The sequence below is a fragment of the Hymenobacter yonginensis genome (assembly GCF_027625995.1).
In the GTDB taxonomy this organism is placed as follows: Bacteria; Bacteroidota; Bacteroidia; order Cytophagales; family Hymenobacteraceae; genus Hymenobacter; species Hymenobacter yonginensis.
Map to the genome: position 1 here is coordinate 3,538,381 of NZ_CP115396.1, position 25,589 is coordinate 3,563,969.

The window sequence follows — 25,589 nt, forward strand, 5'->3', positions numbered from 1 at the left end:
GGCAGAGTGGGATGTAGCACGAAGCCTTTGCTTCGCTTAGGGTGGCTGATGCTGTTCAACTACACGCGAAGCGAAGGCTTCGCGCTACTGCGCTATAGGCTGGCCGGAACCAAGTGCCCGCACTCAGCGGCGAGACGGGCCGAGAGGCCGGGCTCCAGCCACTCGCCGCTGGCAATCTGCACGGCCGAGGCCCCGCAGCGCAGGTAGTCCGTCACGTGGCTGGCCGTGAATATGCCGCCCGTCCCGAAGATGGGCAGCGTAATCCGTTCGTCGTGTGCCAGCTCCCACACGCAGCGCAGGGCCACGGGGCGCAGGGCCTCGCCCGAGAGGCCGCCCACCACGGGCGCGGCGGTGGCGTCGTCGGGCAGGTGCAGGGCCTTGAGCAGGTTGGTAGCGGCCAGAGCGGTGGCCCCGCCCTCCTGGGCCCCCAGGGCCAGGCTGCGGATGTGCTCGGGCCAGGGCGGCAGCTTCACCACCACGGCAGCCTGCGGCGGCAGCTCGTTGCGCACGGCCTGGGTGGCCTCGCGCACGAAACGGGCCGTCAGCTCCTCCCCTTTTTCGGTGGCGGGCTGGGCAATGTAGACCTCCACGCCGGCAATCAGGTGGCCCACTTCGCGGGCCAGGAAGCGGGCAATTTTGCGGAAGCCAGGAATGCCCGGGGCCGTGATGCTCACAAACACCGGCACCCCGAAGCGGCACAGCGCGGGCAAATGCTCCTGCACCAAAATCTCGGCGCTTTCGGTGCGCATGTGGGTGGCGTTGAGCAGCGTCTGCTCGTTCACCTGCCAGATGCCTTCCTCGTATAGCCCGGGCTTGGGCTCCATGGTCACGGTGCGGGTGAAGATGGCGCCCAGCCGCTCGTAGCCCGTGCCTTCCAGCTGCCAGGCCGCCGCCGACAGACATACCGGGTTGCGCAATGTGAGTTGTCCGAGTTGCATAGGTTCAGAAATAGAAAAATCCATCGGTCGGCGGGGGCAATTCCCCTGCTGTTCGTCAGAACTGGCTTCAAAAAACATACCACCCGAAACGGGGTGGTCAACCACGGACTGACTGACGCCAGAATCCCCTCTGATCTTCCATCACCCCGCTGGTTGAGCCACCCCTACCCAGCCTCCGGAGCCAGGTTTTGTCGGGTTTGCGCTGGTGTTGTACGGCCGGGCCAGCCGCGGCATTCCCGCTACCCAGGCCCTCTGTGTGGGGCCGGGCGCTTCAATGCAAAACAGTTAGATGAGGTCGTCATGGCTGATCGGAAAAGCAGCAAAGGAGCGGATGTTAGTCTGGCCGAGGATGAACCAGGTCAGGCAGTGGCCGTCAGCCTGCTTATCCCTGCAGAGGCCCGGGCAGGTGGCAGCATAAGCGGCAGCTACCATTTGCGGGGCGGACATGGTAGTGTCGTTCAAATGGTAGTTGCCAGTAGGGAGTGAGGAATGAGAAAATGCGAAGGTGCCCGGCGGACACAACCCAGCCGGGCCGAACCGGCCGGGCACAAAAAAACCGCCTCGAAAACCGAAGCGGTGAAAGCAGCCAAACCAATAAAAGCGGAAGAGTCGACAGGGGAAACGACCTTGCGGTCATCTCGCAGGACGGCGTTTCGCTCAGTCCCGCGCTTCATCAAATGATTTTGATTGAGTTGAAGCACGTCGCAAAAGTACTAACGCATCTTATTGTCGCCAAACAGAATCAGAAAATATTATTCAATCCGCCACCCTGCTATGCGCAGCCTATTATTCCCTATTTCTAGGTAAAAGCGCCTTACACTCTTTAACATTTCACTGACTGTCAAAATCTTATACCCAGCCATTTCGGCATAGTTCTCTGCCTCCATTTAAACATATCTGTCCTAGCTGCTTTTCACCGGCTAGTCCCAAGTTGGCACGCTTCATTCGCACGAATTAGAAAAATTATATTTCTAAAAATACGCTCTATTTACTGTAGCAGGCAACGCGGCGGTTCTTGCCGGCAGACAATTTCCGGTAGTTGCCAATATTGCGGTGCGTGGGCATCATTCTTAACAAAATCACAATCACTTTTACCTGATCCAATCTCGAAGACAAGTTGTATTTTTGCGGCATCCGCCACTCTATCTAAAAACTACTCCATGAAAAAACTGGTACGCATGTTTCTGTTAGGCGGATTACTGGCAGCCAGCCAGGCCGTGCACGCCCAGGACGGCCAGATTGGCTACAGCGAGCGGGTGCCCGATGACAGCTCGGACAAAGCTGCCTTGTATAAGCGCGCAACGGAATGGGTGGAAAACCACTTCACGTATGCCCCCAAAAGCATAACGCGCGCCGATGCGGCTAAAGGCGAGGTCCGCGTGGAAGGCACCGCCAGCGTGAAAACCGCCACTCCTTCCGGCCAAATGAAGGAGCGGCCGGTACGCTTCGAGTTTATTTTCCATGCGCTGCCAACCGGCTACGACTACAGCGTAGGCGGTTTCCAACTGGTGCCAGACGCCAGCAAACCCGCTGAAACGGTCAACTTCGACGAGTTTGTGGCCCAGCTGGCCACCGAGCGCACCAACGACCGCACCCACAATGACCGCCGCGTAACAGCCCAGGCCACTTCCCTGGCCAGCGAAATTGCCATGGCTTTCCGCTCGTTCATGAATAGCCGCCCTGCCGAAGGAGGTGTGGAATAGGGCCCTGTCTGCCAAGTAGCAGGATATAGGTACACCATAGTCAGGGATGCTACGCAGCCGAACGGGCGTTGTGCATCAGCACCATTTCAGCCGCCGATGACGCGGCAGCATTCATCCGCAAGGCCGGATATCGGGGTGTAGCCAATGGCGGCACTCCAGTATCCGATCTTGTTATTTTTGCACTTTTATCATACACACTATAGTCCTTACGTTATACATATACACCCTTCTATCTCGCCAAACTTCTATATAGAGGCGTTGTAGCGGCTTAGCAACCGATGGGTGCGGGCCGGCAATTCCCGCGCATCCAGCAGCAATAACCCGTCGAGAGTGTTGCTGAAGCGGGGGTCGATGTTAAAGCCGAGCAGTCGGGCATTCTGCTTCAGGTACTGCCGCAGCAGCACCGGCACGCCACTGCCGCCCGGCTCCAGGCCGCTTACCAGTTCCTGCAGGTGCTGTAAATCGTCGAGGCCGGCCTGGAGCAGCGCCGGATCGGTTGTAGCATCGAGCGGCCGGTAGCGGAACTGCTTGCGGGCCCGCACGTGCCGGGCCAGCCCGGCATCGAAAAAGTGCCGCTGCAGGTACTCCACCATCACTGCCTTGGAAGCCATGGAGAACCGGTTGCTGATACTGACCGGGCCCAGCAGGTACTGGTATTCCGGATGCGTGGCCAGGTATTCGGCAATGCCTTTCCAGAGCAGGGCCAACGGCAGGGGCTGGCGCTGATACTCGGCGCGCACAAACGAGCGGCCCAGCTCCAGCGACTGCCGCAGCACCGGCACAAACGCCTTTTTCAGCTGAAACAGCGAGTGCAAATAGAAGCCCCGGCGGCCGTGCTGCCGCAGGATGGCCCGGCCCATGCCCAGCCGATACGCCCCTACCAGCTGTCGTTTTTCGCGGTCGTACAGAAACAGGTGCCGGTAGTAGTCGTCGTACTGGTCCAGGTCGGTGGGTTGCTGGGTGCCTTCGCCCTCGCTGCGAAAAGTCAGCTCGCGCAGGCGCCCAATTTCGCGCAGCACATGCGGTAGCTCTGCCTTCTTGGCCATGTACACTTCCCAGCGGCCGTGGCGCACCAGGCAACGGCCGGGGCGCAACGCGGCTATGTCGGCCTCCAGCAACTCGGCCGAGGTTTCGGTTATCACGGCCGGTACAGGCAGGGGCGGCAGCAGCGCCGCAAAGCGCCGCTCGGGGGTTGAGCCCAAAGCATACACCCGGGCCCGCAGATAGGAAAGCTGCTCGGCAACCGGCAGCCGGCCCAGCTCGGCCGGCACTACCGGCCGGCCAATGCGCACCTGAATGGTCTGGCCGCGCTTGTTGAGCAGCTCCGCCGGTAGCCGGGCCGTGCGCAGCAGCGGATGGAGCAGCCCCAGCATGCTGAAGGTGGCGCTGTTCTGCCCACTCAGCCACAGTGGCACCACGGGCACCCGCACCATGGCCAGCAGCCGCCCGGCCGTGGGGTGCCAGGCGGGGTCGTGGGGCGGCCCGAACAACTGCGAGCGGTGCGCAACCTCGCCGGCCGGAAACAGCAACAGAGGCACATCATTGTGCAGGTGGCGCAACATCTGGCGCACGCCAGGAATGTTGCGGCCAGCGGCCTGCCGCTCGGGGCTTACCAGCACCAGCTGCTCGGCCAGGCGGGGCAGCAGCGGAGCCAGCAGCTCGCTGGCTACTGCCCGCAGCTGCGGCCGCACCTTGCCCAGCACGTGCAGCACTACCAGCCCATCGAGCAGCCCGCACGGGTGGTTAGCAATGGCCACGAAAGCCGTAGTCGGTAGCCGGTGCAGTTCGGCAACATCGTAGCGCACCGTGATGTGCAGCTGCCGCAACAGCTGATCCACGAAATCCAGCCCGTTGAGGTGGCTGCTTTGCGCATACAGCTCCTGCAGCTTGCGCAGCTGCACCATCTGCTCCCACACAGGGCGCAAAAACTCGCGCGAACGGCGCAATGGCGACGGGAATGGAAAGGAAGGAGGCTGTAATTCCATGCGATAAGCAGCTAACCCCGGCACTGTCCGGGCATAGTACCCAAACTTCCGAAACACAGATTAGCCGCTCGTTATGCCCCTATTATCAAACCATTAAGGTTGCCCGGGGTGGCCGTAAATGCAGAGAGCCGCGTTGCAGCGCGGCTCTCCATCTCCTTCACATTTTCCACTTACTTCACTCACTACAAATGTACGACAGGGAGGCGGCTGATGTTGAGGTAAAGCACAGAATAATGAAATGTTAATATGCCAGCTAACTCCCTGAGGTTCAAAATTTGCCCTGAAAGCAAATACCCCGGCTAACACGTGTTAGCCGGGGTACGAAACATCCAAAACCGGAGTCCGGACGAAGCCGGGCCGTTAGTTGGTCGGGCCGTTGTCGACGCGGGCCTCGATGGTGGCCTGCACCGTGCTGCTCACCGCCGATAGCAGGTTGTAGCCGGTAGCCTGCTCAATGGCATCCACCGAGGTGCGGTAGCTGCCCCAGGTGGTGGCCACGGACTGGTCGTTGGGGGTGTTGATGGCAATTACGCGGGTGGCGGTGGTTACGCGGCTGGCGTCGGAGGTACCGTTGGGCATCACCACAACTACTTTCCAGCAACGGTTGGGCACCGTGATTTTGCCGCCGGCAATGGTGGTAGCGTAGCCATTTACACCGGTGCCGCCGGTGCCGTAGCTCCCGCAGATGATGTAGAGCTCGTTGCCAGCATCCACCAGCGTACGGCAGTAGTTTTCGAGGCCGGCCCAGGTGCGCTGGTTGTTGTTGGCTGCCTGGGGCATCATGTTCGTCATCAGGAACGTGGCCGAATTATCGGCTACGGAGCCGGTGCGGTCGGCGCTGGGGCAGTTGTGGCCCCGGTCGAAGCCCGAGCCGGTGTAGCTGCTGGTAGTAGCCTTAAACCACGTGCTGGGCAGGCTGTTGTCGGCCGCAAAATTATCCTGGCGGGGCGTGGTGCCTAGCCAGGCGCTGCTTAGGTGCCAGCTTACCCAGTTAGGTACTGCCCGGTCGCGGTGGTAGGACATGACATACTGGGGCTTCACCAGCAGGTAATTCCAGTATTGGGCCGCATCCGTCACCGCGCCACTGGGGTTGCCCAGCGCCAGGTGGCTGTCACGCGTAGCCGTGGCATCGGCCGAGGCCTGCACAACCGATGGCGCCTGTGGCGCCACCAACTCTTCTTTCGAACAAGCGGCAGCCAGTGTCAGCAGGGTGCCCCAGGTGAGTAAACGAATACCAGTACGCTTCATGCAAAGAGGTGTGTGGGAGAAAAGAAAGAAAAGGAGCAGAAATCACCGGCCGGCATACAGGCATAATCCAGACGATGTGACAAAGATTATGCTTTATCTGCGGGCCAGTATTAAGCCAATATTATCATTTTATTCACTAAGCTCCTTCTTTATTGAAAAAAATTCAAAACACCTTATCGTCCTCAACATTTACTTATTCCACTATCAGACCCCTACATTGTCGTTTGAGTGGCTGCAGGCAAACAGAAAAGCCGTCGGCAAGGCCGACGGCTTTTTCTGCTGTATTCTACACACCAATTGTTACTCAACTTAAGTAGCTGTTTATCAGTTGCCCGTCACGACGAGACGCTGGCTGCCGATGATCTGGCCCTGGGACCCGGCCACTACCACATGGTAGATACCGGCTGGCAGGTCCTGGCCCGATAAGGTCAGCTTGTCGGCGGGCAACTGGCGCAGCAATACGCCGCGCATATCATAGACCTGCAGTGTAGTGGCTGCGGGTTCATTGCTGCCAGCCAAACTCACGCGCACGGTGCTGGACTGCGTGGCCGGATTCGGATACAGCGCCACTGCCGTTTGCTTCGTGTTTTTCCAGGATACGGCCACTACCGGCGAATATTCTGGGGTGCCATCAACGTCAACCTGGCGCAGACGATAGTAGAGGGTGGTAGCCTGGGTGGCCGCGGCCGTTTCGTCGCGGAAGGTGTAGCTGCGGCCGTTGCTGGTGCCGCTGCCAGCCACGCGGCCCACCGCCACAAAACCGGCGGATGGCTTCTCGGCCCGCTCTATTTCAAAGTACTGATTGTTGCGCTCCGAAGCCGTACGCCAATCCAGCTGCACGGCCGGGCCCACAGCCTGCACCGTGAAGGCCACCAGCTCTACCGGCAGCGGGCCGGGTGCTGTGATAGTGAGCGGGAAACCCGACAGCTTATCCTCGGCAAACACCTGATAGACCAGCGTACGTGCCAATACAGCTGCCGTTGAAGCCACCTCCACTTCCACTTTGGCAAAATCCTGAGTGGTATTGAAGTACACTTCCACCTGGCCGTTTGTGAGCAGAGATTGGTTGAGCAGGTTACTTCCGCTGGCCGTTTCGAGCAGTTGGCCAGCGGCGTTATAGGTGCGCAGCGTAAGGGCGTTAAGCAACTGCGTGTTGAGCAACCCTGTACCCTGCCGGATGACGGCGCCCGCGGCGTTGCCCGCCTGCCCGGCTCCATTGAGATTTACCTGTAAGGCAGTACGTGACAGTCCGCCTACCAGCCCTGAGCGAATCACTGCGAAGTTGGTAAGATCCGCATCAGCGGCCCGCTCCCCATTTACAATGGAGGTAGTATCGCTAGCTACTTGCAATACTCCGTTGCGACGACCCTGAAACTGCCCTGCTCCGCTGGCAAAGTCCGAGCGAATAGGGTCTTGGTCGAGGAAAGCAGAAGGCTCTATACCGAAGCCATAGTACACTTTCAGGTTGTCGAGCACACCCAGCAAGCTGCTGCGGGTAAGCTGCACCTCATCGAAGGCCCGATTCGTGGGAAAACTCACTTGGTACTTGTTGTTCGGCAAAGCGGTGACCTGGAGCAAGCCTAGTCCCGAAACGGTTTCGCGTGGTTCTCCGCCCAGGAATGTCCTGATCTGCAGGCTGCCTAGCGCCTGAATATCGGCCAGTCCCTCCCGGCCTACCACAAAGCCAGCATAGAACCCGCGGGGCACAGCTGCTTCCAATTTCACGCGCAACGTATTGGGGCAACTCACGCTTGCCACCGCGTTGAATGTGGCAAAGTTATCCAGGTTGGTATCAACGGCCAGTTCCGGGTTGGCCACATCGGAGTTCACGCATACCGTCACGCCATTGTCTACTACTTGCGTGCTGTAGTTGGTGCCGAGTGCGGGAGAAGTAAAGCGTGAAACCACACCACGGGCCGTTTCCACAATGTTGGCATCTACACCATAGGCGTAGTAAACGCGCAGGTCGTAGCCAACACCAATCAATGTGCGCGCTTCAATTCGAATACGGTTGAATTGCTTTTCCGTGATGAACTCCACCCGTTGAGGGGATGAACTACTAAGTAGAGTGCCAACCAGCCTCGCACCTGATACCGTTTCTTGCACAGTACCGTTCATATAAGTGGTTATTGTGAGAGCATCAGTCAAAGAGAGTGCACCATCTGCACTCACAACGAACCCAGCACGGTAATTTCTGGGCACGATAGCACTCATGTTGAGTTGGATTGAGGCCGATGCTCTTATAGCTAGCAATGGCAAATTGAGCGTGGCATATGTTGTAGGATCCTTGCCTACAGCACTGTTTGGGTTTTGCACTTGAGTGCCCAAAGATGCGTCGGTATCCTGCACAGAGCTACCGTAATAAGCAGGGCCGGCAGCCCAGGCATTGGCAAGCGTCATTAGCCAGACGAAGGCTAACGCAATGGTTCGAAAGTAGATAAGGCGTGTCATGGTAGTTGATCAGGTCAGAACAAGGCGACATACTCTGCTCGACATTGTGCAATACAAGACCGCTGCCATGCTGTGCCACTAATCACTTACCATTGATAATCAAATAGTTACAATTATTAGAAATATTATATATTATCCCAATTATAGATTAGTATTCCCAATTAGGGAATAAATGGTAAAGCCCGTTTTTCCCTGTTATACTCGCACCTTTCTGCTCCTTTTCATCTCCGCCCTCGCTATCGAAAACCAAACAACCAGCCTGCACAGCTATCCAAATCACCCTGGTTCTCAGGGTCTGTTTGCGGGGCCTGTGGTCTGGTTGGCTTCGCTACAGTCGGTTACGCCTTGCTGCTATCCATGTCTGCTACCTCCCCCATCCATATTTTCATCGTCGAAGACAACGCCTGGTATGGCGAGCTGCTCGAATACAAACTGGGCCAGAACCCCGATTACCAGATCCAGCGTTTCGTAACGGCTCAGGCTTGCCTCGACCATCTGAGCGAGAAGCCGGACCTGATTACGCTCGACTACAACCTACCCGACGGCAAAGGCGACGAAGTGCTGCGCCAGATAAAGGAGCGGCTACCAGAGGTGGCCGTCATTATCATTTCGGGGCAGGAAGATGTCCGCACGGCCATTGGCCTGCTGCGCCAGGGCGCCTACGACTACCTCGTGAAAGACGAGGAAACTGCCGACCGACTCTGGAACTCGGCGGGCAACGTGCGCAAACAGATTCAGCTGCGCCGCGAAAACGAGCGGCTGCGCGAGCAGATCGGCATCAAATACGACCCGACCCGTGCCATTCTGGGAAGCAGCCCCCAGATGCGCCAGCTCAACACGCTGATTGAAAAAGCCGCCCGCACCAACATCACGGTTTCGGTGAGTGGCGAAACCGGCACGGGCAAGGAGTTGGTGGCCAAGGCTATTCACTACCTGTCGCCCCGGCGCGAGCATGGCTTTGTGGCGGTGAATCTGGCTGCCATTCCGCGGGAGTTGCTGGAAAGCGAGCTGTTCGGCCACGAGAAAGGCGCCTTCACCGGGGCCGTCAGCCGCCGCATCGGGCGCTTCGAGGAGGCCAACCGCGGCACGCTGTTTCTGGACGAAATTGCCGAGATGCCGCTGGAGCTGCAGGCCAAGCTGCTGCGGGTGCTGCAGGAGCGCGAGGTATCCCGGGTGGGCGGCGGCGCCCCCATTCCGTTTGATGCCCGCCTGATGGTGGCCACCCACCGCGACTTGGCCGCCGAAGTGCAGCAGGGCAACTTCCGCGAAGACCTCTACTACCGCCTGCTGGGCCTGCCGATAGTGCTGCCGCCGCTGCGCGAGCGGGGCCAGGACGTGCTGCTGCTGGCCGACTCCTTCCTCAATGAGTTTTGCCAGCAAAACAACATGGCGGCTTGCCGGCTGTCGGAGGAGGCGCGCAACCTGCTGCTACGCTACCCGTTCCCGGGCAACGTGCGCGAACTGAAGGCCGTGGTGGAGCTGGCTGCCGTGCTGGCCGAGCACGACGTCATTCAGCCGCAGGACCTGTCGCTGCGGGCCCAGAACAGCGGTGGCGGCGGGCTGATGCCGGCCAATGAGTCGTTGCGGACGCAGGTGGCCACCATTGTGCAGCGCTACCTCGATGCCCACCAGGGAAATATTCTGCAGGTAGCGGCCAAGCTGCAAATCGGCAAGTCCACCATTTATCGTATGGCTCAGAACAACGAGGTGCGGCTGCGGTAGTTACCTGCCCGGCGGAACAGTCGCTCCTGCCTTCCGCGACGCTTCCCTTTGAGCTGTAAGCCATGACATCAGGTTCCCTCTCTCTTCGCCAGCTGCAACGGCGGCTGCGGTTCACGCAGAACGCCCTGCAGGCTCAGCAGCAGGAAATGCAGCAGTTGCGCGAGGAGCTGGCCCAGCAGAACGCCGCCGCCGCCAACCAGGTAGCGGCTTTGCTGCAAACCATGCACACCGGCCTGCTGGTAGCCGACCGCAACCGCCGCATCACGCTGCTCAACCAGAACTACTGCGACCTGCTGGGGCTGCCGCAGCCGGCAACCCACTACCTGGGGGCCTCTATGGAAGAGCTCTGGATAGTGTCTGGACAACAAGTGCGCAACGCCGAAGTGCTGATAACCGACACCGTGGCCGCCATGCGTGGCCAGGAGCGCAGCACCCTGCTGATGGAACTGCTAAACGGCCGTATTCTGCAGCAGGAATACCTGCCGGTAGTGGCCCAGGGAGTCACGCAGCTATACCTGCTGAGCTACGAAGACGTAACGCAGCAGCAACAAGTGCTGGCGCGCGTGCGCGAGCTCTCGCGCCTGGCCGAGCAGAGCCCCTCCCCCATTATCTGCTTCGGGCTGGATGGCGAAGCGCTCTATGCCAACTCGGCGGCCAACCATGTGCTGCAGGCCCTGAGCCAGCCGCAGTGGCAGTCCGACCGCACCTTCCTGCAGCAGCAGATAACGGAGGCGCTGCAGGAGGGTGCTTCGCGGGTAATAGAGCGCCCTCTCGATGAGCGGTTCTACCACTGGACCATCGTGCCGCTGCCGGCCGAGCAGGCGGCCAATGTCTACCTGACCGACATTACGGCCCGGCGACAGGCCGAATCGGAGCTGCGCCACAGCCAGCGCTTCGCAGCCCGCATCAACGACACCATTCCGGCCATTGTGTACCTGTTCGACGTGCAGCAACGCCGGATGGTATACCTCAACCGACAGATGGAGCACGTCCTGGGCTACACAGAGGAGGATCTGAAGTCTTTTGGCCTCGAGATCCTGCAGCACCTCTTCGATCGGCAGAGCTTGGAAGCGGCGACCAGCAAACAGGGTTTTCTGGCCGGTATGACGGACCAGCAGCTCAGCACCGGCGAGTACCGCGTGCGGCACCGCGACGGCAGCTGGCGCTGGATCTGGGTGCGGAGCCGGGTTTTTCTGCGCGATGCGCAGGGCCGGGTGCAGCAGATTCTGGGCAGTGCCGAGGATATCACAGAGCGCAAGATAACCGAGCAGGCCCTGCGCCAGAGCCAGCTGCTGATGGAGCGGGTGGCGTATACGGCACCCAACCTCATTTACATCTACGACCTGCAGAACAAGCGCAACCTCTACTGCAACCGCTCCATTGAGCACATATTGGGCTACACCGGGGCCGAAATACAGGCGCTAGGCAGCAATGTGTTGCCACACCTCATGCCGCCCTCACAGGTGAAGCTGCTGGAAGACCACTACGCGCAGGTGGCTCAGCTGGCCGACGGCCAGATGCTCACGCTGGAGTATTTCCTCAACCACCGCAACGGCTCGGTGCGGTGGATGCGCGTGACGGACACGCCCTTCGAGCGTGATGAAAACGGCCGCGTGCTGCAGCTGGTGGGCGTAGGCGAAGATATTACGCGCTGGAAAGTGGCCGACGAGCAGCGGCGCACAGCCAACCGCCGCCTGGCCGAGCAAAACCGCCTGTTTCGGCAGGTGATTGATACGGCGCCCCACCTCATCTACCTCAAAGACCGGCTGGGCAACTACCTGCTGGCCAACAAGGCCATTGCCGACCTGTACGGCATGACCCCGCAACAGATTGTGGGCGCCCAGCCGGAAACCCTGCCCAACGCCCCGGGCGAAGGCCAGCGGTACCGCCGACAGGACGAAGAGCTGTTGCGCACGGGCAAGGAAATGGTGCTGGAGGAAAGCTTCATCAAGCCCGATGGCGAAATCCTCTGGTTTTACAGCATTAAACGGCCCTTTTTGCTGGCCGATGGCAGCATGCAGATTCTGGGAATTGACACCAACATCACCGAGCTCAAGCGTACCCAGCTCGACCTGCATGCCGCCAAGGAAGCGGCCGAGCAGAACGCCCAGGCCAAGCAGGACTTCCTGGCCAATATGAGCCACGAAATCCGGACGCCGCTGAACGGCATTCTGGGCATTGCCGGGCTGCTGGCCAAAACCCCGCTCGACGACCAGCAAAACCAGTTTCTGCGCCACATCCGCTACTCGGCCGACCATCTGCTGGTCGTCATCAACGACGTGCTGGCTATGGCGGAGCTGGGCGCGGGCAAGATCCGGCCCGAAAACATTGCGTTCGACGTGCGCGACGTGCTGACGGCCAGCCGCGAGTTGCTGCTGCCCCGGGCGCAGGAAAAAGGCATTGCACTGGAGCTGGATCTGCCGCCGGCCGCAGTGCCTACCACCGTGCTCGGCGACCCGCACCGTTTGCGCCAGGTGCTGCTCAACCTGATTTCCAACGCGGTGAAGTTCACGGCCCACGGCCGGGTGCTGGTGTCGTGCCAGCCGCTTAGCCTCTCGGCCGAGCAGGCCACGCTGCAGTTTAGGGTGGTGGATACGGGCACGGGCATTGCGGCTCACCAGCTGCAGCAAATGTTCGAGCCCTTCATGCAGGCCTCGTCCAGTACGGCCCGCGAATACGGCGGCTCCGGCCTAGGTTTGAGCATTTCGCGGGGTTTGGTGGAGCTGATGGGCGGCACGCTCACGGCCGAAAGCCGCCTGCACGAGGGCAGCACGTTCTCCTTCACGCTGAGCTTCCGCTATGCAGCCCAGGTCGCCGACGCGGCCGTCAGCCGGCCTGCCCCCGCCCCCAACTACCGGCGCCTGGGTGCCCGCCGGGTGCTGCTGGCCGAAGACAACGCCATCAACCAGTTTCTGGTGGAAGCCTTGCTGGGCGGCTGGGGCTGGACGTTGGACACCGCCGGCACCGGCCCCGATGCCCTCACGCTCTTCAACCAGCACCGCTACGATGTGGTGCTGATGGACATTCAGATGCCGGGCATGGACGGCGTGGAAGCCACCCGCCAGCTCCGCCAGCACCCCGATCCGGAGCGCGCCGCCACCCCCGTACTGGCCCTGACGGCGCACGCCCTGCGCGGCGAGGCCGAACGGTTTCGGCAGGCGGGCTTCTCGGGCTACCTGTCCAAGCCGTTTCAGGAAGAGCAGCTGTTTCAGGCCATTGCCGGGGCGCTGGGCCAGCGGCCGGCGGTGCTGGTAGCCACGCCCGACGCGCCGGAGTCAGAGCCGACCGCCGCGCTTTATAGCCTGAGTGGTATCCGGCGGCTGGCCCACGGCAACGAGGAGTTTGTGCGGCGGCTGGCCCAACTGTTCATCCAGACTACGCCGCCGGCCGTGCGGGAGCTGGAGCAGCACTTGGCCGCGGCCGATTTCGAGCTGCTGGGCGCGGCCGCTCATCAGCTCAAAAGCTCCCTCGACGGCCTGCAGATCCGGAGCCTGCACGGGCCTATCCGGCGCCTGGAGGCTGGCCGCAAAGAGCCACTTGATCTGCAGGAAGCCAAACAGCTGGTAGACCTTGTGTGTAAAGTAACGGAGCAGGTGATGGACGGCCTGCGCCTGGATTTCCCCGGACTGTAGGCGCCTGCCCCGGCGCTGCCCACCAATGGCCACGCCGCCAGCCTGTATCTTCGCCCGCTTTCTGTCTTTACTCCTGTTGGCTGCCGCATGACTCCTGTTTCGCTCGATACGCTCATTATTGGGGCCGGCCAGGCGGGCCTGGCGGCGGCCTACTACCTGCAGCAGCACGGTGTAGACTTTGCGCTGCTGGAAGAGCGCCCGGCCGTGGGCGACATCTGGGCGACGCGCTTCGACGCATTGCGGCTGTTTTCGCCGCAGTGGGCCAGCGGGCTGCCCGGCCGGCCCTGGCCGGGGCACGCGCTGCACTACCCGTCCAAGGATGAGGCCGCCGCCTACCTGCGCGACTACGCCGCACACTTCGGGTTCAGGGTGCATACCGGGCAGAAAGCCGTTTTGCTGACTGCCGACCCGGCCGGCGGCTACGTGGTGCGCACCCACACCGGCCAAGCCTACCAGGTCCGGCGCGTGATTGTGAGCACCGGCGCCTACTCCGCCCCGCGTATTCCTGCGTTTGCCGCCCAGTTGCCGGCCAGCGTGCAGCAGCTCCACAGCAGCCAGTACCGCAACCCCGCGCAGATAGCCGCCACCGGCCCCGTGGCAGTAGTAGGCAGCGGCAACTCCGCCCTGCAGATTGCCGCCGACCTGGCCGGCAGCGGCCGCCCCGTATTTGCCGCCTTCGACGACCAGACGCCGGCCTTCCCCAACAACCAGGCTACCTGGGTGCTGCTGAAGGCTACAGGCATGCTGCGCGTGTCGCGCTACAACGCTGCGGGCCGGGCCATGATGCACCGCCCCGAACCCATAGTGCTCGGCGACCTGCAGCGCCTGCGCCTATTTCCGAACGCGCAGTTTATGGGCCGGGCCACCGGCGCCACGCCCGAAGGCGCGCTGCAGGGCCGTCGCGCCACCACACCGCCGCTGGCGGCCGTAGTGTGGGCCACCGGCTTCGGCCCCGGCTTCGACTGGATCAGGCTGCCCGTTTTTGAGGCCGACGGCACGCCGCGCCACCGCTACGGCCTCACAGAAGCCCCGGGCGTGGCCTTTCTGGGGCTACCCTGGCTGAACAGCCGCAGCTCGGCCCTGATGGGCGGCGCCGGGCCCGATGCGCACCACGTGGTGGAGCGCCTGCTGGCCGTTTCCTAAGCGGCGGCTGGCCCGATAGTGCCTGTCTTTTGCGGTGCCTGCCCGGCCGGTATATCTGTTTTCAGGAAGGCCCGAATTATACTGCAACTACTGTGGGGCTTTCGTAGTTGTATAAGCAGTTCCCGACGCCGTCATCCGGCTTGCCGATATGCAAAGACCTCGGGGTTTTTTCGCTGTTTCTAACGCACTGTAGCATGTCACTTCTGATTTTTCTGGGCGTAGCGCTTGCCACGGCCCTGGTTGTCCGTAACACCTCCACTCAGCCTAAAATGTCGCTGAAGCCAATTCCGGTTCGCGCCAGAAACCGCCGCTAGCCGGCCGGTTTTCGCATAAAAAAAGAAGCCCCGTCTGGTTGCAGACGGGGCTTCTTTATGGCGTTTAGGGCGAGGTCAGGGGCGCGACGCCCGCTGCACTTCAGCGGATAACGAGCTTGCGCATCTCGCTGGCGTTGTCGCCTTCGAGCTTCACGTAGTAGAGGCCGTTGGCAAACTTGCTCAGGTCCAGTGTTTTGGTGAACCGGTCGTTGAGCTCGGTGATGGTTTCGCGGTAGATAACCGAGCCGATGACGTTGAGCACCCGCAGCTCCAGCTTACGGCCCTCGAAGCCATTGATGGCAATGTGGACGATGCCGGTGCTGGGGTTCGGGTAGATCAGCAGGGTGCGCTCCTCGGCTGGCCGCGCGGGGCGGGCAGCGGGGCCTTTGGCGGCCTGGCTCTGCAGCGTGCTGCCGGCCAGTAGCAGGAACAGCAGAAAATAGCGTAGGAGTGGCATCATAGTGAACTGTAAAGCAGGGGGATGGGCGCGAGCGGAATACTTGGTGAAACGATCAGCGCTTAATTAGGTTTGCAAAGATATTAAGCTATTCCCGAATAGATCGATAAAATATAACTCCTCTTCGACCAACCGCCCTTTTTTAGCTTCTTTTTCAGCCTCTTACCGCACAAATCAAGTTGGACGTTCTCATTATCGGTGGTGGATTGGGCGGGCTGGTGGCAGCCCTGGACTTGCGTATGCGCGGCTACGCCGTGACCGTGGTGGAGCGGCAGCAGTATCCGTTTCATCGGGTGTGCGGCGAGTACATTTCCAACGAGGTGCTGCCGTATCTGCGGCGCCTTGAGGCCGACCCGGCGGTGCTGCAGCCGGCGCAGCTTACCCGCTTCTCGCTTAGCTCGCCGGCCGGCCGTACGCTGTCGGTGCCGCTGGACCTGGGCGGGTTTGGCGTGAGCCGCTACACCCTCGACCTGCACCTGTGCCGGCTGGCGGAAGCCCGCGGCGTCACGGTGCTGCAGAAAGCCACCGTCACGGCCGTGGCCTTCGAGGCGGCCACCGACAGCCACACCGTCACGCTGGCCGATGGGCGGCAGTTGGCGGCGCGCACAGTGCTGGGCGCTTTCGGCAAGCGCAGCGCCTTTGACAGGCAGTTGCAGCGGCCGTTTTTTCAGCAACGCTCGCCCTACATCGGCGTCAAGCACCACCTGCGCCTGCCCGGCTACCCCACCGACCTGATTGCGCTGCACAACTTCGCCGACGGCTACGCCGGCATTTCGGCGGTGGAAGACAACCGGCTGTGCTTCTGCTACCTCACCACGCGCCAAAATCTGAAGGCACAGGGCACCATTGCGCAGCTCGAAGCCAACGTACTAGCCCGTAACCCGCACCTGCGGCGCATCCTCACGGAGGCCGAGTACCTGTATCCGCAGCCCGAGGTCATCAACGAAATATCCTTTGCGCCCAAGTCGTGCGTGGAAGAGCACATGCTGCTGTGCGGCGACGCGGCGGGCCTGATTACGCCCCTCTGCGGCAACGGCATGGCCATGGCCCTGCACGGCGCGCAGCTGGCCGCCACCCACCTCCACGACTTCCTGCGGGGCCGCACCACCCGCGCCACGCTGGAAACCCGCTACCGCCACGACTGGCAGCGCCACTTCGGGCAGCGGCTGCGGGTGGGGCGGCTGGTGCAGGGCCTGTTTGGGCAGCCGGTGCTCAGCGAGGCCGTGGTGGGCGGACTGCGCTACCTGCCGGCCGCCGTGCGGGCCCTCATGCGCCGCACCCACGGGCAGCCATTCTAGGCTTTCCGGCCCCCGGCCCGTATACGGCTCCGCCGGCGCCGCAGCGCCGTGTAGTATTTCCGCTTTCCGCTCCCTGCCTCTTCCACACGCTACCTAATTTCGTATACTGCAGTCAATGATCAGCTATTTGAGTGCCATCGGCACTGCCAACCCGCCCCACCGTCTTCTACAAGCCCAGATCGGGGATTTCATGGCCCGCGCCCTGCAGTTCGATGATGCTGACACCCGCAAGCTCCGGGCCCTGTACCGGGTGTCGGGCATCGGGCACCGCTACACCGTGCTGCCCGACTACGGCCGCGCCAATGGCGACTTCACCTTCTTCCCGAACACGCCCGACCTGGAGCCGTTTCCGTCGGTGGGGGCGCGCATGCGGGTGTACCGGCAGGAAGCGCTGCCGCTGGCCGCCGCCGCCGCCGAAAGATGCCTGCAGCAGGCCCCGGAAGTGGCCGCCAATACCATCACGCACCTGATTTCGGTGAGTTGCACCGGCATGTATGCCCCGGGCCTCGATATTGAGCTGGTGAACCGGCTGGGGCTGCGGCCCGACATTCAGCGCACCTGCGTGAACTTCATGGGCTGCTATGCGGCCTTCAATGCCCTGAAGCTGGCCGACGCCATCTGCCGCGCCGATGCCGGGGCCCGCGTGCTGGTGGTATGCACCGAGCTGTGCACCATTCACTTTCAGAAGCACCACGAGGAAGACCACCTGATTTCCAACGCCCTGTTCGGCGACGGCGCGGCGGCGGCGCTGGTGGTGGGCACGCCCACGGGCAGCCGGCCGCACCTAGCCATGGAAGCCTTCCACTGCGGCCTGGAGCCCGACGGCCACGCCGACATGGCTTGGCACGTCAACGACTTCGGGTTTGAGATGACGCTGTCGTCGTACGTGCCCAAGCTGATTCAGCGTGGCATCCGCAAGCTCACCGACGATCTGCTGCGCAACCTGCCGGTGCAGCTGGCCGACATCCGCCACTTTGCCATTCATCCGGGCGGGCGGCGCATTCTCGAAACCATCGAGCAGGAGCTGGGCCTCAGCAAGCAGGACAACGCCCCGGCCTACCACGTGCTGCGCGAGTACGGCAATATGTCGTCGGCGACGGTGCTGTTTGTGCTGCGCGAGCTGCTGGGTGGCTTCGCCGCCGCCGACGCCGGGGCGCCCATTTTGAGCTTCGCCTTCGGCCCCGGCCTCACGCTGGAAGCCATGCTTCTGCGGGTGGTGGTATAGTGGAGTGATGGGTTGGTAGGATGGCGGATTGGAACGTCATTCCGAGCTTGCGAGGAATCTCGCGTGCTGACGTGGGCCTCACCCCCCGGCCCCCTCTCCCGTGGAGAGGGGGGAGCCTGACGAGTTTTCAGTGAATTACTACGCTGGCGAGATTCCTCGCAAGCTCGGAATGACGTTCTTCCCTCGTTCCCGCCTACCCCGCCACCCCGCCAACCCACCCATCCTCCAACCCACCATCATGCCTGATTTCTCGCGCCGCGCTATTGAGGAGGAGCTGATGGACGACCTGTCGTTGGCCTCCGACGCACTGCGGCGCAACCTCGACGAGTTGGAAACCATCAACACCTGGCTGGGGGGCTATGCGCCGGTGCTGCACGCGCTGGAGCAGCTGCGCCCGCAGCTGCCGCCGGGCCGTCCCTTGCGCCTCGCCGACCTGGGCAGCGGCGGTGGCGACACCCTGCGCCACATTGCCCGCTGGGCCCGCCGCCGCCAGATTCCGGTGGAGCTGGTCGGCATCGACGCCAACCCGTTTATGCTGCGCTACGCCGCCGATAAGGCCCGCGACTACCCGGAAATCAGCTTTCAGCAGCAGGACATCTTCTCCGAACAGTTCCGGCAACAGCCCTTCGACGTGCTGACGTGCAGCCTGTTTTGCCACCACTTCTCTGACGAAACGCTAACCGAAATGCTGGCCAGCTGGCAAGAACAGGCCGGGCTGGCCGTCATCATCAATGACCTGCACCGCCACCCGCTGGCCTACTACAGCATTAAGTGGCTCACACGCCTCCTGCGCGGCTCCCACCTCGTGCAGAACGACGCCCCCCTGTCCGTGGCCCGCGCCTTCACCGGCCCCGATTGGAAACGGCTGTTACAGCGTGCCGGAATCCGGCACTACCGCCTGCGCTGGCGCTGGGCCTTCCGTTGGCAGTTGGTTTTGACTGGGACGAGTGGATTGGAGTGGATTGGAGTAGATTGAACGTCATTCCGAGCGGAGCGAGGAATCTCGCTTGCTGACGTTGCTGCACAACCCGGCGCTCCAGAGCGGTTGTCGGAACAGTGTCAGGCAGGCATAGGCCAGCGAGATGCTTAGGTGGCGCGTTCCATCACCCTACCAATCCACCAACCCACCATCTAGCTCCACAAATCCGCTGCCACGCGGAAGGTATTGGCGTGGGCTTCCACGATGTCGATGATGCGCGGGGAATAGCCGCCACCCATGCACACTACCACCGGCAGGCCGTGGCGGTGGCACAGCTCCAGCACAAACTCGTCGCGGAGGCGGCAGCCGGCGCGGCTCAGGGCCAGGTGGCCCAGCTTGTCGGTTTCCAGCACATCCACGCCGCTGAGGTAGAACACGAAATCGGGCTGCTGCTCTTCCAGCAGGCGGGGCAGCGTGTCGTGCAGCAGCGCCAGATACGCGGCATCGTCGGTGCCGTCGGGCAGCGGCAGGTCCAGGTCCGACTGCTCCTTGCGGTGCGGGTAATTGCGGGCGCCGTGCATGCTGAAGGTGAACACCCGCGGCTCGTGCCGGAAGATGGCCGCCGTGCCGTTGCCCTGGTGCACGTCGAGGTCCACAATCAGCACCTTGCGCACGTTGAATTCCGGGTGGGCCAGCAGGTAATCGGCGGCGGCGGCCTGGTCGTTGAGCAGGCAGAAACCTTCGCCCCGGTCGTGGAAGGCGTGGTGGGTGCCGCCCGCAATGTTGAGGGCCACACCGCCGTGCAGGGCCCGGCGTGCGCACTCCAGCGTGCCGCCCAGAATGGTTACTTCGCGCTCAAACAGCTGCGCACTCCACGGAAAGCCGGTGGCGCGCTCCTCGTGGCGCGTGAGCTGGCCGTCGCGCAGGCGCTGGTAGTAGTCGGCGGAATGAGTGCGCAGGATATCGGCTTCCGGGGGCGGCTGGGGCACGAAAAAAGCGCTTTCCGGCACTGTGCCCTCGCGCAGCAGCTGCTCCGGCAGCAGCTCATACTTGAGCATCGGGAAACGGTGGTTTTCCGGCAGCGGATGCGCGTAGAGCGGGGCCCAGGCAATGGAAAGCATAGAATGAGACGATAAAAGAATGTCAGGCAGAGGCGCAGCCGAAGCATCTCGCGTGCTGACTCCGGATTAGTAACTCAACATCAGTACGCGAGATGCTTCGGCTGCGCCTCTGCCTGACGTAGCTCTCCGCAATAGTTACCTGCCAAAAACGAAAATAACCGCCGGTGGGGCGGTTATTTCGGATTCGGGGAAGGAATGCGTGGGGCGTACTGGGCTCGAACCAGTGACCCCTACCTTGTCGAGGTAATGCTCTGAACCAACTGAGCTAACGCCCCGCAATCCTTCTGGCGGCGGCCGGAAAGCGCCAAAGATAGCAGCCGTTTTTACACTTGCTGCTTTGCATCCCATAAAAATTTACAACCTCGATGCGGTGGCCGCGTATCCTTGCCTGCTGCTGCCGCTAAAGCGGCGGCAGAAAGCACCGGCCCCAGCCGGCCATTCTGTTCCCCCAGTCCTCCGATTTCTAACTATCCTCATGAACAAACTACCTGTACTCCTCGCACTTGGCTGCGCTTCGTTCACGGCCGCTCAGGCCCAGCAGACGCCCGGCGGCTCGATGTCGTCTACCAGCTACTCGCCTGGTACCAGCGACTCGCGCAACAACGGTTTCGGCGTAAAAGCCGGCTTCAACTTGGCTGACCTGCGTGGCGGCGACAAAGGTGCTTATAAAGACCTTTCGAGCCTGAAAAGCTACCACGCTGGCCTGTATGCCCAGTTCGGCCTCAACGACAAAGTGTCGATTCAGCCTGAATTCCTGTTTACCCGTAAGGGCTTCGACGCGCAGCAGTTCTCTATCTCGGGTTCGAACGTAGGCCAAGCTAATGGCCAGGTACGCGAAACCCGCCTCGACTACCTGCAGGTGCCCGTGCTGTTCGTGTATAACTTCCTCGACAACGTGAGCCTGCACGTAGGTCCGCAGGCTTCGCTGCTGGTGAAAGCCAAGTATGCCGGCGAAGAGCGCCAGATTTCCAGCGTTGGCCTCAACAGCCTGGAGTATGGCGTAGTGGGCGGCTTGGAGGCCCGCGTCGGCCCGGCCCGCGTAGGTGCCCGCTACGACTTGGGCTTGTCGGACATCTACAACGACCCTAAAGACGCCGGCGCTTCCGCCTACGACAACGTGAAAAACGGGGTCTTCCAGGTGTACTTGGGAGTTGGCATCAATAACTAAGCACCCGCTTTCGGGTTATTTGCCTCGAAAAGGAAGCCAGTGGCTTCCTTTTTTAGTGTCTGAACTTCTTTCCTGCGCATGACTGCCGACAGCCTCCTACTCACCGCCAGCCTCGATGCCCTCAACCACGCCCGCGAGTTGCTGGCCGAGCGCGGCATGGGCGTGCTCGGCGCCTGGGCCCTGTTGAACCTACTGGTGAGCGGCTACCGCGTGATGCACACCGACCCACGCGCCGAAGCCCGCTACTTTCATCTGATGAACGTGGGCTGGGCCTTCGTGAATATGGGAATTGCGGTGTGGGGCCTGCTCCACGCCAACCCCAACCACGTGGCCGGTCTGCCCCTGGCCGACAGCCTGGCCGCGCAGTTCACGATGGAGAAGATTCTGCTCTTCAACGCAGGCCTCGATGTGGCCTACGTGGTGTGCGGCAGCTGGCTGCGCGCCCGGGCCGCCACAACGGTGCCGCCCGAAAAGCTCCTGGGCTACGGCCGCTCGCTGTGGCTGCAGGGCGGGTTTCTGCTGCTGTTTGATGTGAGCTTCTACCTGCTCTACCACCGCTACGCCAACGAGCTTCTGGCTTTGGTTTCGTAGCAGGCGGGTACTCCGCACAAAAAAATGCCCCGCTGACAACTGAGGTCAGCGGGGCATTTTTGCCAGTGGCGGCCTGAGGCCACCGAGGACTTATTGCTTGCCTACCAGGGCTTCCTTGATCTTCTCGTTGAAATTGGGAATGTCCTGCGGGTTGCGGCTGGTGATGAGGTTGCCGTCGACTACCACGGTTTCGTCAACCCAATGGCCGCCGGCGTTTTTGATATCGGTTTTCAGACTGGGCCAGCTGGTGAGCTTCTTGCCGCGCACCGTGTCGGCCTCAATGAGAGTCCAGGGGCCGTGGCAGATGGCGGCTACCGGCTTGCCGGAGCGCACAAACTCGCCGATGAAGCTGATGACGGCCGGCTCGGTACGCAGAATATCGGGGTTCATCTGGCCGCCGGGCAGTACCAGCGCGTCGTAGTCGGCCACCTTGGCGTCGCCGATTACTTTGTCCACGCTTACTTTGTCGCCCCAGTCTTTCTCGTCCCAGCCTTTGATAGAACCGCTCTTCAGCGAAATAACGTGGGTTTCGGCGCCTTCGCCTTCCAGAAACTTCTTGGGTTTCTCCAGCTCCGACTGTTCGAAGCCGTCGGTGGCTACAATGGCGATGGTTTTTCCTTTGAGGCTGTCGCTGCCAAATATAGACATGGGTAGTAGTGTAAGTGGTTGGGAGGAAAGAACAGAAAAGGCCAGCTGCGTAGCGCAACCGACCTTTTCCTTAACGGCAGACAGCCGACCGGGTTGGTATAAGATCCGGCCTTATTCTTCGCGGCGCAGCTGCTTGAACTGTTTGCGCACGGCCTTCACCCGCTCGTCGAATCCGTCGGGGTCGTAGTCGACGTGCTCCACGTCCAACTCGCTAAGCATGTCCATCAGGGCCGCCGAGTGCTCGGAGCGGGTGCCGGCCCGCGCCGACACAAACGCCATTTCCGACCACAGCAGCGCCTTGAGGCGCTGGCCGTCTTCGCTGAGCATCTGCATCTCCACCACCAGGTTAGAGTTATCGAAGTGGATGAGCTGGGTGCGGATGCGCACGACTTCGCCGTGGTTGGCCGGGCGCAGGTAGCTGAGGTGGTGCTTGGTAATCACCCAGGCCGCGTTCTGCTCGCGGGAAAGCTCGCCCAGGTTCAGGGCATAGTGCTGAATGGTGTGCTCTTCGCGGGCGTTCAGGAAGTAGTCGAGGTAGCGGGCGTTGTTGAGGTGGCCCAGCATGTCGCAGTCCTGAAAATGGATGCGGTGCGTGGTTTCGGGCGTTTGAACGAGGGGCATGAAAACTGAAACTGATTAGGAAGGCAATGAAAAGCTGTCGGCCACGACGTAGTGCGGCTTGGGCTTGCGGGCGTCGGTGGGGCTGTCGAACACGATGAGGATGTGCTGGTCGTCGAGCAGGGCCATGCCCTCGGCCTTGTCTTGGCCGGAGGTGGCACCGGAACCGTGCGGAATGTCGTAGAGGCGCTGCAGCTTATCGGCCCCAATGAGGCTGTCCTGCTCGCAACGTAGGGCATCGGGCCAGCAATATACCGCAATGGTACCGTCGAGGTCCATGGTGGGGCCGGCCAGCAGCAGCAGGTCGGAGCCGCGCTGGCGTAGCTCGCGCAGCCCCATGCCGTGCAGGTCGAGGAAGTGCTTCTTGTAGTATTTCTCGGTGGCGCCGGGCACCACGTCGAGGCGCAGGCGGCCGTGCTTGTCTTCGCGCGGCAGCACCTCCAGCACCACCGCCCAGCCCCGCAGCACCGGCCCGCGCAGGCCAATAAACAGCCGCCCATCGGGCGCCACCGCCAGCCCTTCGATATCGAAGCCGTTGTCTTTGCCGGGGATGTTCATGAATGCTTTCAGATGCACATCCTGAGCCAGCAGGTCCAGCAGGTCGTTGGACTCGTCGGTGCCGCGCAGCTGGGCGGCGTGCAGGGTGCGGGTGGGGTCGGTGGGGTGAGGGGCTTTTTTGTGCAGCTCGTAGTCGCCGGTTTCGGGGTTGAGCAGCAGCGGCACCCGCGCCAGCAGGTAGCGGCTGGCCTCCTCTTCTACCTTGGCCAGCTTGGCAATCTGCTTGGCGGTATCGGCGTCGGCAGGGTCTGGCTTCTTGCGCTTGAGGCTGTGCGAGCCGATAATCCAGAGGTAGTGGTCAGCTTCGCCCAGGCCCTCGATGTCGATTTCTACATTCTCCTCCTCGTTGGTGAGGTCCAGCAGGTCAGCCAGCTCGTAGCGGCAATGCTCGCCAAACTCGTGCGGCCCGGTCAGGCGCAGGCGCTCGATGCTGGTGCGCTCATCGCAACTCAGCCAGAGGTTGTCACCGGTGCGCAGCACGGTGGAGAGGCCGTCGCGCACGTGCTTGCCGGCCTCGTTGAGGCTGAGTTTGGGATTGAAATGAAGCTGGTAGGGCTGGCGGCGCATAACGAAACAGAATAGTGGCTGCCCGTGCCAACGCGCCCGCCGCCGGAAGGTTTTGGCGGGCCCAGCCTAGCGGCAGCTGCGGCGCAACTGCTCCAGCCGGCGTACCAAGTCTTTCACCACGGCTTCATCGGTGGTGTAGAGGCTCATGGTGGTCGTGGTATCCGTGTTTTTGGAGTGGCGTTTCACGCGCAGCTCGTAGCTACGGCGGCCATCATCGTCGGTATTGGGGGCGTAGCTGAGGGCCGTTACGTCCTGCCAGTCGAACCCCATCTTCAGCTCAAACCGGCCGTTATCCAGGTTCACAGCCCAATCGGAGCTGCCTTTGCTGACGCTCACTGCCACCGGCTGGCTCATCTGCACGTCGGCCTTTGTATCACGGATGGTTTGCTGCACGTGGCAGCCACTCAGCTCCAGCTTCACTTCCTGCGACGGTTTGCGCGGGTCGTGCAACAGGTGGTTGAGTTGCCGGGCCAATGCCTGGCGGTCGGTAGCCGATATGGTTTGGGCCGCCGCCGTGCCAGCCGGCACCAGCAAACTCGTAAGCAGGAGGAAAAGCAGTTTCATGGCAGTGTGCTCTACAGGCGTGAACCCACGAATGGGCGGCCGGAACAGCCGGCCGCATCTGCAGATGCAGCCTCCTGACAATCAGTTGCCTGACTAGCAGTTTTATCCAGAAAAATTCCTCTACCAGCTGCGGCCTCAGGCTGCTAGTTGGTCTTACGCGTCTGGCGCTGGGCCTGCATCTGGCGCTGCTTGGCTTTCAGCTGCTGGTACTGGGTGGGCGTGAGCACCTGCTGCAGCTCCTTGTCAGAAGTGGTAATGATGCGCTTCTGTTCGGCCAGCAGCGCCGGGCGGTTGTTGGCGAACTGCTTCTGAGCGGCATTGGCCTGCTCCGCAACCCCCGACAGGATGGCCCGCACCTTCTGGCGCTGCTCGGCGGTCAGGTTCAGCTCCTCGGTCATGATGTCGGTCATGTCGCGGGCGGCGGTGGGTGCTACCACGGGCGCGGGCGCCGCCGGCGGCGCCACGGCTACCGATCTAGCTTCGGGAATGGCCTTGTTGCGGCGGGCGCATCCTACCGACAGCGTAGCCAGCAGCAGAAGCGAAAAAGAGAGTTGAGAGAGACGCATACGGCAATAACGAAAACAGGCGTGTGCCTCGCATACGCGAAAAAGCAGGTTTTCGATCATCGATTGCCAGCTATATTCTGCGCTAAGCCCGGCCGACGCCTGCAGTTCCAAAGCGAATAGCCCCGTTTCCACGCTCTACGAGCTGCAGCATAG

General features: G+C 61.8%; 21 protein-coding genes and 1 tRNA gene. 9 read left to right on the forward strand and 13 right to left on the reverse strand.

Translation table 11 applies throughout. The features are described 5' to 3' along the window. Positions 1 to 92: 92 nt before the first annotated feature. Together O9Z63_RS15280 and O9Z63_RS15285 are read right to left on the reverse strand one after the other, a co-directional pair. Positions 93 to 938: a dihydroorotate dehydrogenase gene (locus O9Z63_RS15280; protein WP_270126156.1), complete on the reverse strand. Its 846-nt coding sequence runs from the start codon at positions 936 to 938 to the stop codon at positions 93 to 95. Positions 939 to 1,223: 285 nt separating this feature from the next. Continuing rightward, entirely contained in the window at positions 1,224 to 1,400 is a 177-nt protein-coding gene (locus O9Z63_RS15285; protein ID WP_270126157.1) for a hypothetical protein, read from the reverse strand. 698 nt (positions 1,401 to 2,098) lie between these two features. Here O9Z63_RS15285 and O9Z63_RS15290 point away from each other — a divergent pair. Further along, positions 2,099 to 2,641, forward strand: coding sequence for a DUF4468 domain-containing protein (locus O9Z63_RS15290; RefSeq protein ID WP_270126159.1), 543 nt, complete (start codon positions 2,099 to 2,101; stop codon positions 2,639 to 2,641). Positions 2,642 to 2,886: 245 nt separating this feature from the next. Here O9Z63_RS15290 and O9Z63_RS15295 read toward each other — a convergent pair whose 3' ends face one another. From O9Z63_RS15295 to O9Z63_RS15305, 3 genes are all read right to left on the reverse strand, one after another. After that, entirely contained in the window at positions 2,887 to 4,626 is a 1,740-nt protein-coding gene (locus O9Z63_RS15295; RefSeq protein ID WP_270126160.1) for a lysophospholipid acyltransferase family protein, read from the reverse strand. Positions 4,627 to 4,986: 360 nt separating this feature from the next. Continuing rightward, positions 4,987 to 5,874 carry a DNA/RNA non-specific endonuclease gene (locus O9Z63_RS15300; protein ID WP_270126161.1) on the reverse strand — a complete coding sequence of 296 codons (888 nt, stop codon included), beginning with the start codon at positions 5,872 to 5,874 and terminating at the stop codon, positions 4,987 to 4,989. Between the two features lie 324 nt (positions 5,875 to 6,198). Next, a complete protein-coding gene (locus O9Z63_RS15305; RefSeq protein WP_270126162.1) occupies positions 6,199 to 7,914 on the reverse strand; it encodes a T9SS type A sorting domain-containing protein in 1,716 nt (571 codons plus the stop codon). Positions 7,915 to 8,682: 768 nt separating this feature from the next. Here O9Z63_RS15305 and O9Z63_RS15310 point away from each other — a divergent pair. The 3 genes from O9Z63_RS15310 (at position 8,683) to O9Z63_RS15320 (ending at position 14,822) form a co-directional block, all read left to right on the forward strand. After that, positions 8,683 to 10,047 carry a sigma-54-dependent transcriptional regulator gene (locus O9Z63_RS15310; RefSeq protein ID WP_270126163.1) on the forward strand — a complete coding sequence of 455 codons (1,365 nt, stop codon included), beginning with the start codon at positions 8,683 to 8,685 and terminating at the stop codon, positions 10,045 to 10,047. Between the two features lie 62 nt (positions 10,048 to 10,109). Continuing rightward, the gene (locus tag O9Z63_RS15315) at positions 10,110 to 13,679 is read left to right on the forward strand and encodes a PAS domain S-box protein (RefSeq protein WP_270126164.1); all 3,570 of its coding nucleotides are present in this window, start codon (positions 10,110 to 10,112) and stop codon (positions 13,677 to 13,679) included. Positions 13,680 to 13,766: 87 nt separating this feature from the next. Then, the gene (locus O9Z63_RS15320) at positions 13,767 to 14,822 is read left to right on the forward strand and encodes a flavin-containing monooxygenase (RefSeq protein ID WP_270126165.1); all 1,056 of its coding nucleotides are present in this window, start codon (positions 13,767 to 13,769) and stop codon (positions 14,820 to 14,822) included. 414 nt (positions 14,823 to 15,236) lie between these two features. On the opposite strand, the gene O9Z63_RS15325 is transcribed toward O9Z63_RS15320, so the two are convergent. Then, positions 15,237 to 15,596: a T9SS type A sorting domain-containing protein gene (locus O9Z63_RS15325; protein ID WP_270126166.1), complete on the reverse strand. Its 360-nt coding sequence runs from the start codon at positions 15,594 to 15,596 to the stop codon at positions 15,237 to 15,239. A 176-nt stretch (positions 15,597 to 15,772) separates the two neighbouring features. On the opposite strand from O9Z63_RS15325, the gene O9Z63_RS15330 reads away from it, so the two are divergent. The 3 genes from O9Z63_RS15330 to O9Z63_RS15340 all read left to right on the forward strand — a co-directional run bounded on the left by O9Z63_RS15330 (position 15,773) and on the right by O9Z63_RS15340 (position 19,092). Next, positions 15,773 to 16,891, forward strand: coding sequence for an NAD(P)/FAD-dependent oxidoreductase (locus tag O9Z63_RS15330; RefSeq protein WP_270126167.1), 1,119 nt, complete (start codon positions 15,773 to 15,775; stop codon positions 16,889 to 16,891). Positions 16,892 to 17,006: 115 nt separating this feature from the next. Next, complete coding sequence (locus O9Z63_RS15335; RefSeq protein WP_270126169.1) at positions 17,007 to 18,116, forward strand: type III polyketide synthase; 1,110 nt, start codon at positions 17,007 to 17,009, stop codon at positions 18,114 to 18,116. A gap of 169 nt (positions 18,117 to 18,285) precedes the next feature. After that, positions 18,286 to 19,092: a methyltransferase domain-containing protein gene (locus O9Z63_RS15340; protein ID WP_270126170.1), complete on the forward strand. Its 807-nt coding sequence runs from the start codon at positions 18,286 to 18,288 to the stop codon at positions 19,090 to 19,092. A gap of 155 nt (positions 19,093 to 19,247) precedes the next feature. Here O9Z63_RS15340 and O9Z63_RS15345 read toward each other — a convergent pair whose 3' ends face one another. Continuing rightward, entirely contained in the window at positions 19,248 to 20,156 is a 909-nt protein-coding gene (locus tag O9Z63_RS15345; protein ID WP_270126171.1) for a histone deacetylase family protein, read from the reverse strand. 200 nt (positions 20,157 to 20,356) lie between these two features. After that, a tRNA-Val gene (locus O9Z63_RS15350) sits at positions 20,357 to 20,431 on the reverse strand. Positions 20,432 to 20,631: 200 nt separating this feature from the next. Here O9Z63_RS15350 and O9Z63_RS15355 point away from each other — a divergent pair. Beyond that, positions 20,632 to 21,324, forward strand: coding sequence for a porin family protein (locus O9Z63_RS15355; RefSeq protein ID WP_270126172.1), 693 nt, complete (start codon positions 20,632 to 20,634; stop codon positions 21,322 to 21,324). Between the two features lie 78 nt (positions 21,325 to 21,402). Next, positions 21,403 to 21,915 (forward strand): DUF6992 family protein, encoded by a 513-nt coding sequence (locus O9Z63_RS15360; protein WP_270126173.1) that lies wholly within the window; start codon positions 21,403 to 21,405, stop codon positions 21,913 to 21,915. A gap of 90 nt (positions 21,916 to 22,005) precedes the next feature. On the opposite strand, the gene O9Z63_RS15365 is transcribed toward O9Z63_RS15360, so the two are convergent. From O9Z63_RS15365 to O9Z63_RS15385, 5 genes are all read right to left on the reverse strand, one after another. Continuing rightward, positions 22,006 to 22,563: a type 1 glutamine amidotransferase domain-containing protein gene (locus tag O9Z63_RS15365; protein ID WP_270126174.1), complete on the reverse strand. Its 558-nt coding sequence runs from the start codon at positions 22,561 to 22,563 to the stop codon at positions 22,006 to 22,008. 111 nt (positions 22,564 to 22,674) lie between these two features. Further along, entirely contained in the window at positions 22,675 to 23,184 is a 510-nt protein-coding gene (locus O9Z63_RS15370) for an acyl-CoA thioesterase (RefSeq protein WP_044015680.1), read from the reverse strand. A 15-nt stretch (positions 23,185 to 23,199) separates the two neighbouring features. Beyond that, entirely contained in the window at positions 23,200 to 24,306 is a 1,107-nt protein-coding gene (locus tag O9Z63_RS15375) for a DUF3616 domain-containing protein (RefSeq protein ID WP_270126175.1), read from the reverse strand. A 66-nt stretch (positions 24,307 to 24,372) separates the two neighbouring features. Next, positions 24,373 to 24,870: a hypothetical protein gene (locus tag O9Z63_RS15380; RefSeq protein ID WP_270126176.1), complete on the reverse strand. Its 498-nt coding sequence runs from the start codon at positions 24,868 to 24,870 to the stop codon at positions 24,373 to 24,375. Between the two features lie 143 nt (positions 24,871 to 25,013). Next, positions 25,014 to 25,436 carry a hypothetical protein gene (locus O9Z63_RS15385; protein ID WP_270126177.1) on the reverse strand — a complete coding sequence of 141 codons (423 nt, stop codon included), beginning with the start codon at positions 25,434 to 25,436 and terminating at the stop codon, positions 25,014 to 25,016. Between the last annotated feature and the right edge of the window lie 153 nt (positions 25,437 to 25,589).

Excerpts from the sequence above, each read along its gene's own strand:
- O9Z63_RS15355 (WP_270126172.1), top strand. The coding sequence starts at position 20,632 with ATGAACAAACTACCTGTACTCCTCGCACTTGGCTGCGCTTCGTTCACG.
- O9Z63_RS15370 (WP_044015680.1), bottom strand. The coding sequence starts at position 23,184 with ATGCCCCTCGTTCAAACGCCCGAAACCACGCACCGCATCCATTTTCAG.
- O9Z63_RS15360 (WP_270126173.1), top strand. The coding sequence starts at position 21,403 with ATGACTGCCGACAGCCTCCTACTCACCGCCAGCCTCGATGCCCTCAAC.
- O9Z63_RS15320 (WP_270126165.1), top strand. The coding sequence starts at position 13,767 with ATGACTCCTGTTTCGCTCGATACGCTCATTATTGGGGCCGGCCAGGCG.
- O9Z63_RS15340 (WP_270126170.1), top strand. The coding sequence starts at position 18,286 with ATGACGTTCTTCCCTCGTTCCCGCCTACCCCGCCACCCCGCCAACCCA.
- O9Z63_RS15310 (WP_270126163.1), top strand. The coding sequence starts at position 8,683 with ATGTCTGCTACCTCCCCCATCCATATTTTCATCGTCGAAGACAACGCC.
- O9Z63_RS15290 (WP_270126159.1), top strand. The coding sequence starts at position 2,099 with ATGAAAAAACTGGTACGCATGTTTCTGTTAGGCGGATTACTGGCAGCC.
- O9Z63_RS15345 (WP_270126171.1), bottom strand. The coding sequence starts at position 20,156 with ATGCTTTCCATTGCCTGGGCCCCGCTCTACGCGCATCCGCTGCCGGAA.
- O9Z63_RS15315 (WP_270126164.1), top strand. The coding sequence starts at position 10,110 with ATGACATCAGGTTCCCTCTCTCTTCGCCAGCTGCAACGGCGGCTGCGG.
- O9Z63_RS15325 (WP_270126166.1), bottom strand. The coding sequence starts at position 15,596 with ATGATGCCACTCCTACGCTATTTTCTGCTGTTCCTGCTACTGGCCGGC.
- O9Z63_RS15385 (WP_270126177.1), bottom strand. The coding sequence starts at position 25,436 with ATGCGTCTCTCTCAACTCTCTTTTTCGCTTCTGCTGCTGGCTACGCTG.
- O9Z63_RS15295 (WP_270126160.1), bottom strand. The coding sequence starts at position 4,626 with ATGGAATTACAGCCTCCTTCCTTTCCATTCCCGTCGCCATTGCGCCGT.
- O9Z63_RS15375 (WP_270126175.1), bottom strand. The coding sequence starts at position 24,306 with ATGCGCCGCCAGCCCTACCAGCTTCATTTCAATCCCAAACTCAGCCTC.
- O9Z63_RS15365 (WP_270126174.1), bottom strand. The coding sequence starts at position 22,563 with ATGTCTATATTTGGCAGCGACAGCCTCAAAGGAAAAACCATCGCCATT.
- O9Z63_RS15280 (WP_270126156.1), bottom strand. The coding sequence starts at position 938 with ATGCAACTCGGACAACTCACATTGCGCAACCCGGTATGTCTGTCGGCG.
- O9Z63_RS15335 (WP_270126169.1), top strand. The coding sequence starts at position 17,007 with ATGATCAGCTATTTGAGTGCCATCGGCACTGCCAACCCGCCCCACCGT.
- O9Z63_RS15300 (WP_270126161.1), bottom strand. The coding sequence starts at position 5,874 with ATGAAGCGTACTGGTATTCGTTTACTCACCTGGGGCACCCTGCTGACA.
- O9Z63_RS15380 (WP_270126176.1), bottom strand. The coding sequence starts at position 24,870 with ATGAAACTGCTTTTCCTCCTGCTTACGAGTTTGCTGGTGCCGGCTGGC.